This window comes from Proteus myxofaciens ATCC 19692, from assembly GCF_001654855.1.
In the GTDB taxonomy this organism is placed as follows: Bacteria; Pseudomonadota; Gammaproteobacteria; order Enterobacterales; family Enterobacteriaceae; genus Proteus; species Proteus myxofaciens.
Map to the genome: position 1 here is coordinate 1 of NZ_LXEN01000147.1, position 12381 is coordinate 12381.

Annotated in this window: 15 protein-coding genes; 9 read left to right on the forward strand and 6 right to left on the reverse strand. The window is 30.2% G+C overall.

Features of this window, described 5'->3' with window-relative positions; all coding sequences use genetic code 11:
• On the reverse strand, positions 1-444 hold a 444-nt coding region (locus M983_RS14575; protein WP_066752498.1), incomplete at its 3' end, for a multidrug/biocide efflux PACE transporter.
• Between the two features lie 109 nt (positions 445-553).
• Here M983_RS14575 and M983_RS14580 point away from each other — a divergent pair.
• Complete coding sequence (locus M983_RS14580; RefSeq protein WP_066752527.1) at positions 554-1432, forward strand: LysR family transcriptional regulator; 879 nt, start codon at positions 554-556, stop codon at positions 1430-1432.
• Positions 1433-1445: 13 nt separating this feature from the next.
• Here M983_RS14580 and M983_RS14585 read toward each other — a convergent pair whose 3' ends face one another.
• Entirely contained in the window at positions 1446-1793 is a 348-nt protein-coding gene (locus M983_RS14585; RefSeq protein ID WP_066752501.1) for a DUF1869 domain-containing protein, read from the reverse strand.
• Between the two features lie 2 nt (positions 1794-1795).
• Complete coding sequence (locus tag M983_RS14590) at positions 1796-2128, reverse strand: TehB family protein (RefSeq protein WP_066752504.1); 333 nt, start codon at positions 2126-2128, stop codon at positions 1796-1798.
• Between the two features lie 310 nt (positions 2129-2438).
• Here M983_RS14590 and cbpA point away from each other — a divergent pair, with 310 nt between their 5' ends.
• Together cbpA and cbpM are read left to right on the forward strand one after the other, a co-directional pair.
• Positions 2439-3380 carry a curved DNA-binding protein gene (cbpA, locus tag M983_RS14595; protein ID WP_066752508.1) on the forward strand — a complete coding sequence of 314 codons (942 nt, stop codon included), beginning with the start codon at positions 2439-2441 and terminating at the stop codon, positions 3378-3380.
• A complete protein-coding gene (gene cbpM / locus M983_RS14600) occupies positions 3380-3685 on the forward strand; it encodes a chaperone modulator CbpM (protein ID WP_066752510.1) in 306 nt (101 codons plus the stop codon). Before cbpA ends, cbpM begins: the two co-directional genes overlap by 1 nt.
• A 97-nt stretch (positions 3686-3782) precedes the next feature.
• Here the strand turns inward: cbpM and M983_RS14605 are convergent, their stop codons facing one another.
• On the reverse strand, positions 3783-4688 hold the full coding sequence (locus M983_RS14605) for an AraC family transcriptional regulator (protein WP_066752512.1): 906 nt from the start codon (positions 4686-4688) through the stop codon (positions 3783-3785).
• Positions 4689-5208: 520 nt separating this feature from the next.
• Here M983_RS14605 and M983_RS14610 point away from each other — a divergent pair.
• The 4 genes from M983_RS14610 (at position 5209) to M983_RS14625 (ending at position 9103) form a co-directional block, all read left to right on the forward strand.
• On the forward strand, positions 5209-6072 hold the full coding sequence (locus M983_RS14610; RefSeq protein WP_066752515.1) for an alpha/beta fold hydrolase: 864 nt from the start codon (positions 5209-5211) through the stop codon (positions 6070-6072).
• Positions 6073-6549: 477 nt separating this feature from the next.
• Positions 6550-6762, forward strand: a complete 213-nt coding sequence (gene cspE, locus M983_RS14615) for a transcription antiterminator/RNA stability regulator CspE (RefSeq protein WP_004247021.1) — start codon at positions 6550-6552, stop codon at positions 6760-6762.
• Between the two features lie 408 nt (positions 6763-7170).
• Complete coding sequence (lpxL, locus tag M983_RS14620) at positions 7171-8097, forward strand: LpxL/LpxP family Kdo(2)-lipid IV(A) lauroyl/palmitoleoyl acyltransferase (RefSeq protein WP_066752518.1); 927 nt, start codon at positions 7171-7173, stop codon at positions 8095-8097.
• Positions 8098-8350: 253 nt separating this feature from the next.
• Positions 8351-9103, forward strand: a complete 753-nt coding sequence (locus M983_RS14625; protein ID WP_066752520.1) for a class I SAM-dependent methyltransferase — start codon at positions 8351-8353, stop codon at positions 9101-9103.
• Between the two features lie 190 nt (positions 9104-9293).
• Here M983_RS14625 and M983_RS17595 read toward each other — a convergent pair whose 3' ends face one another.
• Positions 9294-9455: a hypothetical protein gene (locus M983_RS17595; RefSeq protein ID WP_167348690.1), complete on the reverse strand. Its 162-nt coding sequence runs from the start codon at positions 9453-9455 to the stop codon at positions 9294-9296.
• A gap of 213 nt (positions 9456-9668) precedes the next feature.
• Here M983_RS17595 and M983_RS14630 point away from each other — a divergent pair, with 213 nt between their 5' ends.
• Together M983_RS14630 and M983_RS14635 are read left to right on the forward strand one after the other, a co-directional pair.
• Complete coding sequence (locus M983_RS14630) at positions 9669-10592, forward strand: 5'-nucleotidase (RefSeq protein ID WP_066752521.1); 924 nt, start codon at positions 9669-9671, stop codon at positions 10590-10592.
• 188 nt (positions 10593-10780) lie between these two features.
• A complete protein-coding gene (locus tag M983_RS14635; RefSeq protein WP_066752523.1) occupies positions 10781-11203 on the forward strand; it encodes a SemiSWEET family sugar transporter in 423 nt (140 codons plus the stop codon).
• Positions 11204-11580: 377 nt separating this feature from the next.
• On the opposite strand, the gene M983_RS14640 is transcribed toward M983_RS14635, so the two are convergent.
• Positions 11581-12330, reverse strand: coding sequence for a glycosyltransferase family 25 protein (locus tag M983_RS14640; protein ID WP_066752525.1), 750 nt, complete (start codon positions 12328-12330; stop codon positions 11581-11583).
• Positions 12331-12381 lie beyond the last annotated feature (51 nt).

Sequence of the window (12381 nt, forward strand, 5' to 3'; positions counted from 1 at the left end):
TTTTTTATTCTTATTTTCTTTATTTTTAAACCATTTTTCACGTAATGTATCGTAACTTAGATTGAATGCATAAGTATAAAATAAAAAGAATGCAAAGAAGCCAACTTCTAGCATAAATGCATCCCATAATGACATGGTTAGCAATATAGCTAAAATAGGGACACCAATAATTATAAAACTTAGTTCAAATCCTAATGTATGAATTAGCCTAATTTTTGTTGGTCGTGGCCCTTTAGTCAATGGCCAATATTTATCAAAAATCATGTTGTAAAATAGGTTTAATAACATCGCTAATGTAGATAATACTAGTGCGATTGTACCCATCTGAAAAATTGAGCGCCCTAAAACCCACGCACTAAGCGGCGCTGTGATTAATATAGCGATAATTTCGAAAGAAACAGCATGAAAAATACGCTCAGCTAGGGTTTTTTGATGTTTGCTCATACAGCACCTCTTATTATTTAATTAAAACTTATTTCATAAAACAGGTGCAATTATTCACATTATTCGCTATATCTACAAAATGGGAGCCATCGAAAAAATCGATATCAATATGAACTATTCTATAGAAACTTTGCGTACCTTTGTTGAAGCCGCTTCATTGAAATCATTTTCAGCAGCTGCGCGTAAATTAAATAAAAGCCAATCAACTGTGAGTACTACAATTACAGGGTTTGAAGATGATTTAGGATTTGAATTATTTGAAAGAAAAGGGCGTGAGTCTACTTTGACATTTGCAGGAAAAAAAGTGCTCAGCTTGGTAGAAGATATATTATCAGCTGATGAGCGCTTGCAAGCGTTAAGAATAGAGTTATCACCAGAAATGGAACCAAGGTTGACTTGTATTTTTTCTGATATTTATCAGCCACCGCAAGCTGATCAGATATTCGTTATTTTAGATAAAAAATTCCCACATATTGAATTTGAATTCATTGTTGCTGAAAATGATGATGTGATTGATATGCTACAAAATAAGCATGCTCAAGTCGGCCTGATGGAATCTCGCACTGAATATCCAGCAGATATTGCTTTTGCACGTTTACCTATTCAAGGCGAGTTAGGATTATATGTAAACAAAACACATCCATTAGCCCAAGAAAAGAATATTACTTATCAGCATTTAACGATGAATCGACAATTAAGATTAAGTAGCAATGCTCAAATGATAGTGAATAGTGAAAAAAATTGGTTGGCACCAAATTATTTACTTTTATTAGAACTTGCTGAACAAGGGATGGGATGGGCTATTTTACCTACTTGGCTAGTTAAAAAATTTGGGCATAGTTCATTAGTTAATTTAACCTACAATCAATGGCCTAAAAAAATAGATATTGATTTAGTTTGGTCTAAAAATAACCCGCCAGGAAAAGCGGGCTATTGGTTAATTGATCAATTGTTGTCTAACAATACTCGTCTTTTTAAGACTTCATAGTAATATGAGTAAGTTACCAGCCACATACATTACTTTCTTCATCCATATCGTAACCACGAACGATATTGATAAGATCTTTGACAATTAAGCTAGCTTCATCTGGATCGAGTAAACTAGCTAAATTACTTTCTTTATCGACAGAGACACCATTGTTTTTATTAGTAAGTGTAAGAGTGAGCCCTTTATTTTCAAGGTCGACTTGATTTTTAAGTGCATCAATTAATTGTAAAATTTCTTTTGTGGCAACTTCTGGAATATATAATATTTTGGGGTTAAGAAAGATCTTATCTTCTTTAACCTTATTTTCAGTGCTAATAAGCTCAAGTAAATAGCCTTTATTATCCATATTGTTATTCTCCATAATTACCCCTCAGCAAGTATTTTAGGGTCAACATAAAAATCGACGTTAAAAACAGTATCTTCACTTTGTGCTTCAATTAAATGCCATGTTTCTGGTGGAAATACACCGAATTGCCCAGCTTTAATTTCTAACGTTTCTGTTGGCGTTGAGCTAAATTCATCAGCATAAGCGTAATAAATAATACAACCCTGCATTACGGATAATTTAGGGTAAACACCTTGTCGTGTTCCTTTATCTAAATGTCTTTTCCAAATTGATTTAGGCGCGGTTTCTTTTGTCCAAAATGGAGTTGTACGTATATGAACATAATTTGTTGGGATAATAATACGTTCCATATCACCTCTTTTTATTGATCTTATCTACTTATTGCTCGTGTTGAAAAATTTACTCTTTATAAAAGAGTATTTCAAATGCAATTTATTGAAATGAGAGAGTGATATGGTGATTTTTACAGTTAATTAATTGTTTTTATTGATTTAAAAAAATTTTAAAATTTAAAATATTTTTTACCAATGAAAGTTAAGGTAAACAATAAAATAGCGTAATAAGGAGATATAATTAACTAAAATTAAGTAGCTGTTCTATACTTATCAAGCATAAGATATTAATATTTATTTAATTATTTACTACTAATGAGATATTGCTATGGAATTGAAGGATTATTACGCCATCATGGGTGTTAAACCTACCGATGATGCTAAAACAATAAAAACAGCTTATCGCCGTTTAGCAAAAAAATATCATCCTGATGTGAGTAAAGAACCTGATGCAGAAGAGCGCTTTAAAGAAGTTGCTCAAGCATGGGAAATATTAGGTGATGAGCAACGTAGAGCTGAATATGACGAGCTTTGGGCTCATAGAAATGATCCGAAATTCAGACAATTTAATCAACAACAATCAAATACCCATCAAGAAAATTTCAGCCAAGAAGATTTTGATGATTTTTATGCGTCTTTTTTTGGTCAGCATTCACCTTTTGAAGGTCGTCGCTCTCAGCAAGCACCTAAGCGTCGTGGTCACGATCTTGAAATTGAACTTGCAGTATTTCTTGAAGAAACACAGGAAGAACATAAAAGAACAATTAGTTATCACTTACCTGTTTATAATGTATTTGGTATGGTGGAACAAGAAGTTCCGAAAACATTAAATGTTAAAATTCCTAAAGGTGTTTCTGATGGTCAACGTATTCGTCTTAAAGGTCAGGGCACCGCAGGTGAAAATGGTGGCGAAAATGGTGATCTCTGGTTAACAATTAAAATAGCCCCTCATCCTATTTTTGATGTAAAAGGCCAAGATTTAGAATTAGTTGTTCCTCTTTCACCATGGGAAGCAGCATTAGGTACTAAAATTCCTATTCCTACAATGAAAGATAAAATTTTGATAACCATTCCCGCAGGTAGCCAAGCAGGCCAAAGATTACGTATAAAGGGAAAAGGTCTAGCAAATAAACAAACACAAGGTGACTTATATGCGATTATAAAAATCGTAATGCCACCTAAAGCTGATGAAAAAACACTCGCCCTATGGCAACAAATAGCAGATAGCCAATCTGATTTTAATCCACGAAAAGATTGGGAGAATAAATAATGGCTCAATTAGGAACAACAATATTTACAGTAACTGAAATTTGCCATCATACTGGTGTAACAAAAGATGATCTTAATGAAATAATTGCGCTTGGTGTTATTGAGCCTGTTGAAATAAGAACAGAAGAGTGGTTTTTTGATGATAATGCCATTGTTGTTGTTCATCGAGCATTAAAACTTCATCGAGAGCTTGCGCTTGATTGGCATGGTATCGCTATTGCTCTAACATTATTAGATGAAAATGAACAACTTAAACAAGAAAACCAGCAATTAAAACAACAGCTGATGCGATTTATTAGAGAATAATAAATATTGATCTTATTTTGCTTATAAAAATTAAATAAAGATAAAATCCCAATTTTATATTTGGGATTTTATTTACAAATGATGATATTTAGAATGACTACATAACAGGAATATAATAACTGATTTTTTTTAGGTATTTTGGACCGTTTCCAAGAATATCTCTACCATTAACGGGCTGTTTAAGCGTATATCTCTCAATATCAGCACCGGGCCTACGTAGTAAATTCATTTTTGGTAGCACTTTTGTATATACGGTATATATAATATCGTCATATTCGGTAATAGAATCAGAGATTTCATCCATAGAAAATGTAATCTGCAAGTATTTACCACCTGCCAACTCAAGCTCAGTGATTAAGCGATTTTTATTTAAAGCTGAGAATACGTCGCTATCTAACGTATCTACCGCTGTGGAATAAACATACATTGTGTCGTCAAGTGAGCCAACAGAAGCTCTATGCATAGCATATAAATGTATGGGAGCTATATTTATTTCATTTAAGAATTTTTGCCAAAACTCTTTTCTAAATTTTTTCTTATTTGAATTCCATACTGAGATAGGTTTATTGTAGTAGTGAGATAAGCCTATTAGAGACTTATTTGATAGAGTTACAATTTTATACTCAGCACTGAGTTCAACAGAGGGTAAAGCAGGGAAAATGAGTTCACTAATGTTCCATCCTGCTTTTTTTCTATATTGTGATGGTGTAACTCCAAATTGTTTTTTAAAAGCACGGCAAAAGGTTTGTTGTGAATCGAAGTGATATTTTAAAGAGATATCTAAAAGGCTACATCGTGTTACTCTTAAAGCATACGCACTGCAAGATAGGCGACGAGAAAGTATATATTTACCTAAAGACATGCCTATATATCCTTTAAATAGCCTCTGAAAATGCCATTTGGAATAACCTGATTTTTCAGCGACAATATCTAACGACAATTGTGAATCTAAATTTTGTTCGATCCAAACAATGATATCTTTAACGACATTTTCCTGTAACATTGGCTTTCCTGCTCATTTTATCAATATGGTTCAATAATATCGGTTTTATTTACCAACATATAATAAATTTATAACCCCTAATTTTTGTATCGTATACCGACAATCAAATTGAATAAAGTAAAATATTAAGAGTAATAATGTAACAATGTGTTTTTTCAGAAATATTTATAAAACCTTTAGTTACTAAGTATTTTTACATATTTATAATGAAATACGGAGATATCTTATTTAAGATAGAAATTATAGTTTAATGTATTATTATTCTCCTCTTAACTAGAAATATGCGTTTTTCTCAAATTTATTTTTATGACATATATCACTTTATGAAAAAAATAACATAGAATGAATATAGATTTATTATACTCTATTAGAGTGTATCCGAATAAATATAATGATGAGAAAAATAATGAATTTTTATCCTTAGCGAATTAAATATTAATTTTAAATGAGATTTTTAATAATAAAACTGTATTTTATTGGCACTTTTAAAATAATATAAAATTATAGTGAATAAAACCTAATGAATATAAAAAGCGAAAGAAAATTTAAATTAATGCTACCAGATACTAGAATATTAAGTTGGTATGAATCTGGATCAGAGGAAGGTGAGCCTGTTGTCTTTTTTACAGGTGCAGGTATGAGTGGCTTGCTAAGTGTTGATGATAAAGTGCTCTTGGAGAAAAATATTCGCTTCATTATACCAAATAGGCCAGGTTTGAGTGATTCGACGTTTGATCCTAATAAATCATTAGCCTCTTTTTCTCATGATATTTTGTTTTTATTAAACTATCTTGATATTAAAAAAGTAAGTGTGCTTAGTTTTTCTCAAGGAGCTGTTTTTGCAATGGCTTTTTGTTTTTATTATCATGATTACGTTAAAAATCTTGCAATAATTTCAGGACAAGATCAGTTTTCTTATCTTAAAACTAAAGAGCAATTAATTTCTGATGTAGTAAATATGCAACAACAAGCAAATTCTAATCCTAAAATATTATCTGAATGGATAAGCAAAAATATAACAGCTGAGTGGTTAATTGATTTTATTTTAAAGTATAGTAATCGTGTAGATTTGGCTATTTATCAGTCATCGAATTTTTTACCAATTTATCAATCATGCATGGCAGATGCTTTTAAACAAGGAAATGCGGGATATACACAAGATCTTCTTATGACGATGCAACCTTGGGGCTTTTCTCCTGAAAATATCTTAACACCAACCCAGTTATGGTATGGTTTGAAAGACACAAGCACTGTCCATTCTCCTGATTTTGGAGAACTTTTATCTCAGCGTTTTCCTAATGCTAAAAGATATACTTATCCTGATGAAGGTGGGGCTTTACTATGGACGAAAACGCATGAAATTTTATCTAAAATCATTAGCTAAAGATAGATATAACGAAATAAGCAATCAAATTAGCGATTAAAACTAAATATTATCCGTTTAATTGAACAAATTTTAGTACTTATACTTTTATGCATTTATATAAAATAGAAACGGGTAAAAGTAAGCGGTAAAAACTTTTCACCCATTTCATTTAATCACTAAACATCATCTTTAGTGATTAAATAGTGTTTTTATTAACCTTTTTTATTTTATTTATCCTTTTTTTTATATATTTACATTTAAATAAAAAATAAAAGCGAAAATGATTTGCTATATTTTTCATTCTATGACTTAATAGCGTCATTGGTTTGGAAGTACAGGCCTATTTATGTTAGTCCAGTTTCAAGTAGTTCACCGTTTAGCGCTATCCATGATACCTCTTCGTTGCGAATTCCTTTAAATAGTTACCATAAGTAAAAATCCGAAATCAAACCGCAAACAAGCCTTATGGCAAATAAATTAATTTAAGGAAATTCTATGTCTAATACAATGACTGGTACAGTAAAATGGTTCAACGATGATAAAGGTTTTGGTTTTATCACTCCTAAAGACGGTAGCAAAGATGTGTTCGTACATTTCTCAGCAATCCAAAGCGATAGCTTCAAATCTCTGAAAGAAGGTCAAGAAGTTTCATTCTCAATCGAGAATGGTGCTAAAGGCCCAGCTGCTGCAAATGTAATCGGTCTATAATTTTATACCTAATTTCTTGGTATTGCTTATTAAGTAATAACTAGATAATTATAAATTAGACTGTAAACCTCACTTTATAAGTGAGGTTTTTTTTTATCTGTTACTCATATTTAATGAAATAGAAATATATACAAACACACCGTTAGTCAAAGTTATGTAAAAATTTAATATTAATTATAAAGAGTAGTTAATTTTCATTAAAATTCGAGCATAACTATATCTTTAAAATTCAATTAAAATATAATTGTTTATACAATAAAATAAAAAGGTAGATTAGAGAGTTTTTTAAGAAAAGATAAATTTTATCTTTAAGATAAAATGAATTAAAAAAATTAATCATTTACATCTAAATTTAATTAAATTTACTTAATGTAAATCATCAATGGATTAAATTTTAAGGATAATTATATGTACGCAAAAAATAAATTTTCATTACATTTATTACATCCAAAATATTATTTAACATGGTTTGGCGTTTTTATTCTCTTTTTATTAGTGCAATTACCTTATAAATGGTTACTTTTCTTAGGTAAGCATATGGGATTGTCTTCACGCTTCTTTTTAAAAAGGAGAGTTTCTATAATTAAAAGAAATTTAGAGCTATGTTTTCCAAATAAAAATCAAAATGAAATTGATGCATTAGTACGTGATAACTTATCTTCTTTAGGTGTTGCTTTATTTGAAACTGGAATGGCTTGGTTTTGGAGTGATAAGCGATTAAAAAGGATTTATGAAATCGAAGGAATATCAAACTTTACTAATGCAAATAATAAAAATACAGGAATACTACTTATAGGTATACATTCTATGTCTTTAGAGCTAGGAGGGCGCATTATGGGCTTATGTTTTCCTGTTAATGCAATGTATCGTCCTCACAACAATAAAGCCATGGAGTTTATTCAGACGAAAGCTAGATCGCGTTCTGACAAAGGAATGATTGATAGACGAAATTTAAAATTTATGGTGACGGAATTAAAAAAAGGAAAAGCAATATGGTTTGCCCCAGATCAAGATTTTGGTTTAAAAGGCACAACATTTTCACCTTTTTTTTCTGTTAAGAAAACATCAACATCTAAAGGTGTGGCGATATTATCTAAGCTATCAGGTGCGCGTACTTTAACGATAACCTTAATAAGAAATAAAAATAAAAACAAAAAAAATTATAGTTTAATTATTGGTGAAGAAATTAAAGATTATCCAACAGAGAATATTCAGATTGATACAGATAGGATGAACAAATTAATTGAGACAGAGATAATGAGAGCACCAGATCAATATCTGTGGGCACATAGACGCTTTAAAACTAGACCTGTTGGCGAGCCAGCATACTATTAAAAGATTTTTATTTTCTAAATAAAAAAAAGACCAACATTTTAGTGTTGGTCACAGTAAATACTGGAAGCAATGTGAGCAATGTCGTTGTGAGAAGACTGAGTAAAATACTCAACTATTCACGTATTAAAAGATAATCATTATCATTTAACTTGTCAACCCTTGATTTTATATGGGTATAAAGGTATGAACATTTAGCATCAAAGAAAACAATTTTATAATTCTGTTCCACATGTAATTAAACGGATGAAACGCAATGCAAAGTTACCATGCTCTATCTGCGCAGGTTTACCAAATTGATAAACCTATTGGCTGTAGTTTTGGTGATATTGAATATTACAAACTACGTTTAAAGGGATTTAAAGGAAAAATTTTAGAACCCGCAGTTGGGACTGGGCGTATATTAATTCCTCTATTGAAATCAGGGCTTGATGTTAAAGGCTTTGATTTATCAGATGACATGCTCCATTTTTGCAAACAAAACCTTATCGATAATGGATTGAGTCACGACGTTATCACTAAAGGCGACTTAATTAATTTTGATACTGGTTTGGTTGATGCGATTATCATTCCAACAGGGACATTTCTACTAATAGAAAATGAAGAAAACGCGATTCAAGCGTTAAAGCAGTGTTATCAAGCGCTAAACAGCGAAGGGCAATTATTAGTTGATATTAGTCTTGCACATCGTTTTATAAAAGGAAATTGCTATAGTCGTGAATTTAAGACACCAGAAGGCGATATAATCACATTACAAATGATTAATGCAGATATTGATTATATTAACCAGATAACAACAGCTCATCACCGCTATGATAAATGGAGAAAAGGTAAAATTATCGAAAGTGAATGGGAAGTGTTTAAAATGAGATGGTTCGGTGTTGCAGAATTTAAACGAATACTAGCATCAATTGGTTTTGTTAATATCACTGTTTCAGCAGATTATCAGTATTTACGCGAGCCAAATAATCAGACAGAAATAATCACCGTAGAAGCATATAAAAAGTAAATAAAAAAAAGACCAACGCTAGGAGTGTTGGTCAATAAAATACTAGAAGCAATGTGAGCAATGTCGTTGTGAATAACTGAGTAAAATACTCAACTACTCACGAATCAAAAGATAATCATTATCATTTAATATGTCAACCCTTCTGAAGTTGTGGATACTACAATTTTATTCAAATTAGCATCGTTCTACGCTATTTCACAGAAATTATAGTAGGAATTTTACTATTAAGAACAACAAGATCGGATAAATTCTCATCTCTATTTATCGCTTCTTTTACAGTATTCATTTTTTTTACTTTATTGACCAAATCTTTAAAATGTTGCGAACGCAAGCGTATTGTTTTTCTGACCATTGAAACCTCCTTTAATTGATATCAATAACAATAATAGGGATAACAATCAAATGCAAATGATAATCAATATCATTTGTTGCTAAATGTTAACCACTGGAGGAGTATTAATACAGTCTTAGCATTAACTGTATGTAACAAAAGGTCTTATTGATTTATATACTTTTTATCTTAATTGTATAAAGTGTGAGTAGGATAAAAAATAGGGTTGTATTTATGGCTTATGATTTAACGAAAAGGCTAGTTGTTGGACTGTCTTCTAGCGCACTATTTGATTTAAAAGAGTCTGATAAAATATTCCGTACTCAAGGAGAAGAAATATATCGTCAATATCAAAGAGAAAAGCAAGATATACCACTTGATAAAGGCGTTGCATTTCCATTTATTCGTCGCCTCTTGAAGCTAAACGAAATTAGACCAGAAGATCCGCTTGTTGAAGTTATTCTGTTATCAAGGAATGATCCTGATACAGGCTTAAGAGTAATGAATTCTATAGAGCATTACCAATTAGGGATCACCAGAGCCGCTTTTCTTCAAGGGAAATCACCATATACTTATATTCCTGCTTTTGATATAGAATTATTTTTATCTGCTAATCGTGAAGATGTTATGCAAGCTATAATCGCTAACTATCCCGCAGGACAAATATTATCAGGTCATATTTGTGATGATAACGATGATCCTGAATTAAGAATTGCTTTTGACTTTGATGGTGTACTTGCAGACGATGAGGCTGAAAGTATTTATAAAAACTCAGGACAACTCTCACAATTTCATGATCATGAAGCAAAAATGGTGAATATTCCTCATAATCCAGGTCCTTTAAAGAAATTTCTTCAACGTATTTCTGATATTCAAAAATTAGAATTAGAAGAAGTTAAGAATAATGCTAATTATACACCAATATTGAAAATATCAATTGTCACTGCACGTAATGCACCATCTCATAAACGAGTAATTAATACGATGCGAGCGTGGGGAATATCTATTAATGAAGCCTTTTTTATGGGGGGAGTTGAAAAATCTAACGTATTAAGGATATTAAAACCACATATTTTCTTTGATGATCAAAAACTTCATTTAAAATCTTCTTCTGGACTCCCTTCAGTTCATATACCATTCGGAGTTGCAAATAAATGAATATATGAAAGAAGAAATCAATAAATTAAATATTAGTGAATATAACGTAGTGAAATATTATAAAAACTAATCGCATTATATTAGTAGTTATAACTATTTTTTATAAAATAATAGTCAATCTTCAATAAGTTTAATATACTTACTCATAATTATAGTAATATTAGCTTAAATTATTAAGGAAATATTTAATGCGTGATTTTATAATTATTTTAATTACAGTGGTATTGGCTATCTTGGCCATTTTGTTTTTGTCACAGTATCCTCTAGTTTTAGGTGGGGTTGCAGCTTGGATCACTACAGGATCGTTTCTGTTACAAGTTATTCATATCATTAAAAGTAGAGAAACAAAAGCATTATCAATTTGGATGTGGTCAGCTCTCTTCTTAGGTGTTAGTTGTTGGTTTGGTTATGGTTTAAGAGTTGGTGATATTCCAGTAATGGTTGCTAATGGTATTACCGCGTTATTAGCTCTTTCTGTAATATCATTAAAAATATGGAATGAAAGACCTTCTTTAAATCAAAATCCTATTAAGATACGTAAAGCAAAGAATATTGTCTTTAGATTTAAAATCAATAAAATCATGAAGATAAAAGAGAAAGGGAAACATTAGTAATTTATAGGATTGATAATATTAAATTTTAGCAGGCTACATATTTGTGTAGCCTATTCGTGATTGCATACATTAATATCAATTTTTCCTATAACATAAACTGAAGTTAATGCTTTTAGTTTGAATACAATGAAATTATATATTTTAGATCAAGATATATTGAATATAGACTATATTCAAATCTTAAGTTTAGTTATAAACATATACTAAGTTGTATATATGGAATATCAGATAATTTTTAGTAAAATTAATATGAAGTAGGTAGTCAATTAGCAATACATGTTGATCTTACCTACTATTTAAAAGATAAAAATATATATTCATAATATGCTTGATATTATAAAAAATCACTATTAAATTAAATATATTAGTAATATTTACTTTGGATTATATTTTACAATTTTATATGTATATTTGTTGTTAATTTTTTCTAAAATGCGATAGAAATGATAAAAGCGTTCATTCTTATGGACTTTATTCCTATATTTTTCTCTTTGTTCTAATGTTTTTGCTCTTTCTTTCTCTAACGAGGAGCTTGATTTATCTTCATCATTTGTATTGATTAAATGAGGGATAATGCAATAGACATTTATATATTTTCTAAATCTAAAAATCCACCACATATCAGCTTCATAGCGTATAGGATTAAGCACAGATAATAATTTTTTAGCTGCTTTTAAATTAATTAAATATCCATGTGCCCCACAAGCGTGATAAGCAGAATAGATATTACTATGTAATTTTTTATTTTGTATATAACTGATTACTTCAGAAAGTAAATAGACATTTCTATTATGTTTAATATCTTGCTGTATAATTTCATTAATAGTTTTTTCTAGATTTTTAGGCACGACTGCATCGTCTTCAAGAACAAGTGCATATTCAATATCTTCATCAACCATTTTTTGATATATTTTTATATGACTTAATGCACAACCAATTTCACCTTTTGTAAGAAGACAATCTGGATAATCTTGTACCTTAGACTTAATCTGTTGTTCAGTTAAATCAGTACCTCTTATTGCTTCAATGAACTGATAATTAAGAGCCGTATTTTTTAACTGCTCTATCATAATGTTACGTCTATCTTTATTCTCTTTTAAATTAATTATAAATGTAGTTAGCATTTTTTAGATCCTAAATTCATTGTTATAATATGATAATATCATTTTTTTTAC

Coding starts and splice junctions, on each gene's coding strand:
- M983_RS14605 (WP_066752512.1), bottom strand. CDS start 4,688: ATGTTACAGGAAAATGTCGTTAAAGATATCATTGTTTGGATCGAACAA.
- M983_RS14590 (WP_066752504.1), bottom strand. CDS start 2,128: ATGGAACGTATTATTATCCCAACAAATTATGTTCATATACGTACAACT.
- M983_RS14640 (WP_066752525.1), bottom strand. CDS start 12,330: ATGCTAACTACATTTATAATTAATTTAAAAGAGAATAAAGATAGACGT.
- cspE (WP_004247021.1), top strand. CDS start 6,550: ATGTCTAATACAATGACTGGTACAGTAAAATGGTTCAACGATGATAAA.
- M983_RS14635 (WP_066752523.1), top strand. CDS start 10,781: ATGCGTGATTTTATAATTATTTTAATTACAGTGGTATTGGCTATCTTG.
- M983_RS14625 (WP_066752520.1), top strand. CDS start 8,351: ATGCAAAGTTACCATGCTCTATCTGCGCAGGTTTACCAAATTGATAAA.
- M983_RS14585 (WP_066752501.1), bottom strand. CDS start 1,793: ATGGAGAATAACAATATGGATAATAAAGGCTATTTACTTGAGCTTATT.
- cbpM (WP_066752510.1), top strand. CDS start 3,380: ATGGCTCAATTAGGAACAACAATATTTACAGTAACTGAAATTTGCCAT.
- M983_RS14610 (WP_066752515.1), top strand. CDS start 5,209: ATGAATATAAAAAGCGAAAGAAAATTTAAATTAATGCTACCAGATACT.
- M983_RS17595 (WP_167348690.1), bottom strand. CDS start 9,455: ATGGTCAGAAAAACAATACGCTTGCGTTCGCAACATTTTAAAGATTTG.
- cbpA (WP_066752508.1), top strand. CDS start 2,439: ATGGAATTGAAGGATTATTACGCCATCATGGGTGTTAAACCTACCGAT.
- M983_RS14630 (WP_066752521.1), top strand. CDS start 9,669: ATGGCTTATGATTTAACGAAAAGGCTAGTTGTTGGACTGTCTTCTAGC.
- lpxL (WP_066752518.1), top strand. CDS start 7,171: ATGTACGCAAAAAATAAATTTTCATTACATTTATTACATCCAAAATAT.
- M983_RS14580 (WP_066752527.1), top strand. CDS start 554: ATGAACTATTCTATAGAAACTTTGCGTACCTTTGTTGAAGCCGCTTCA.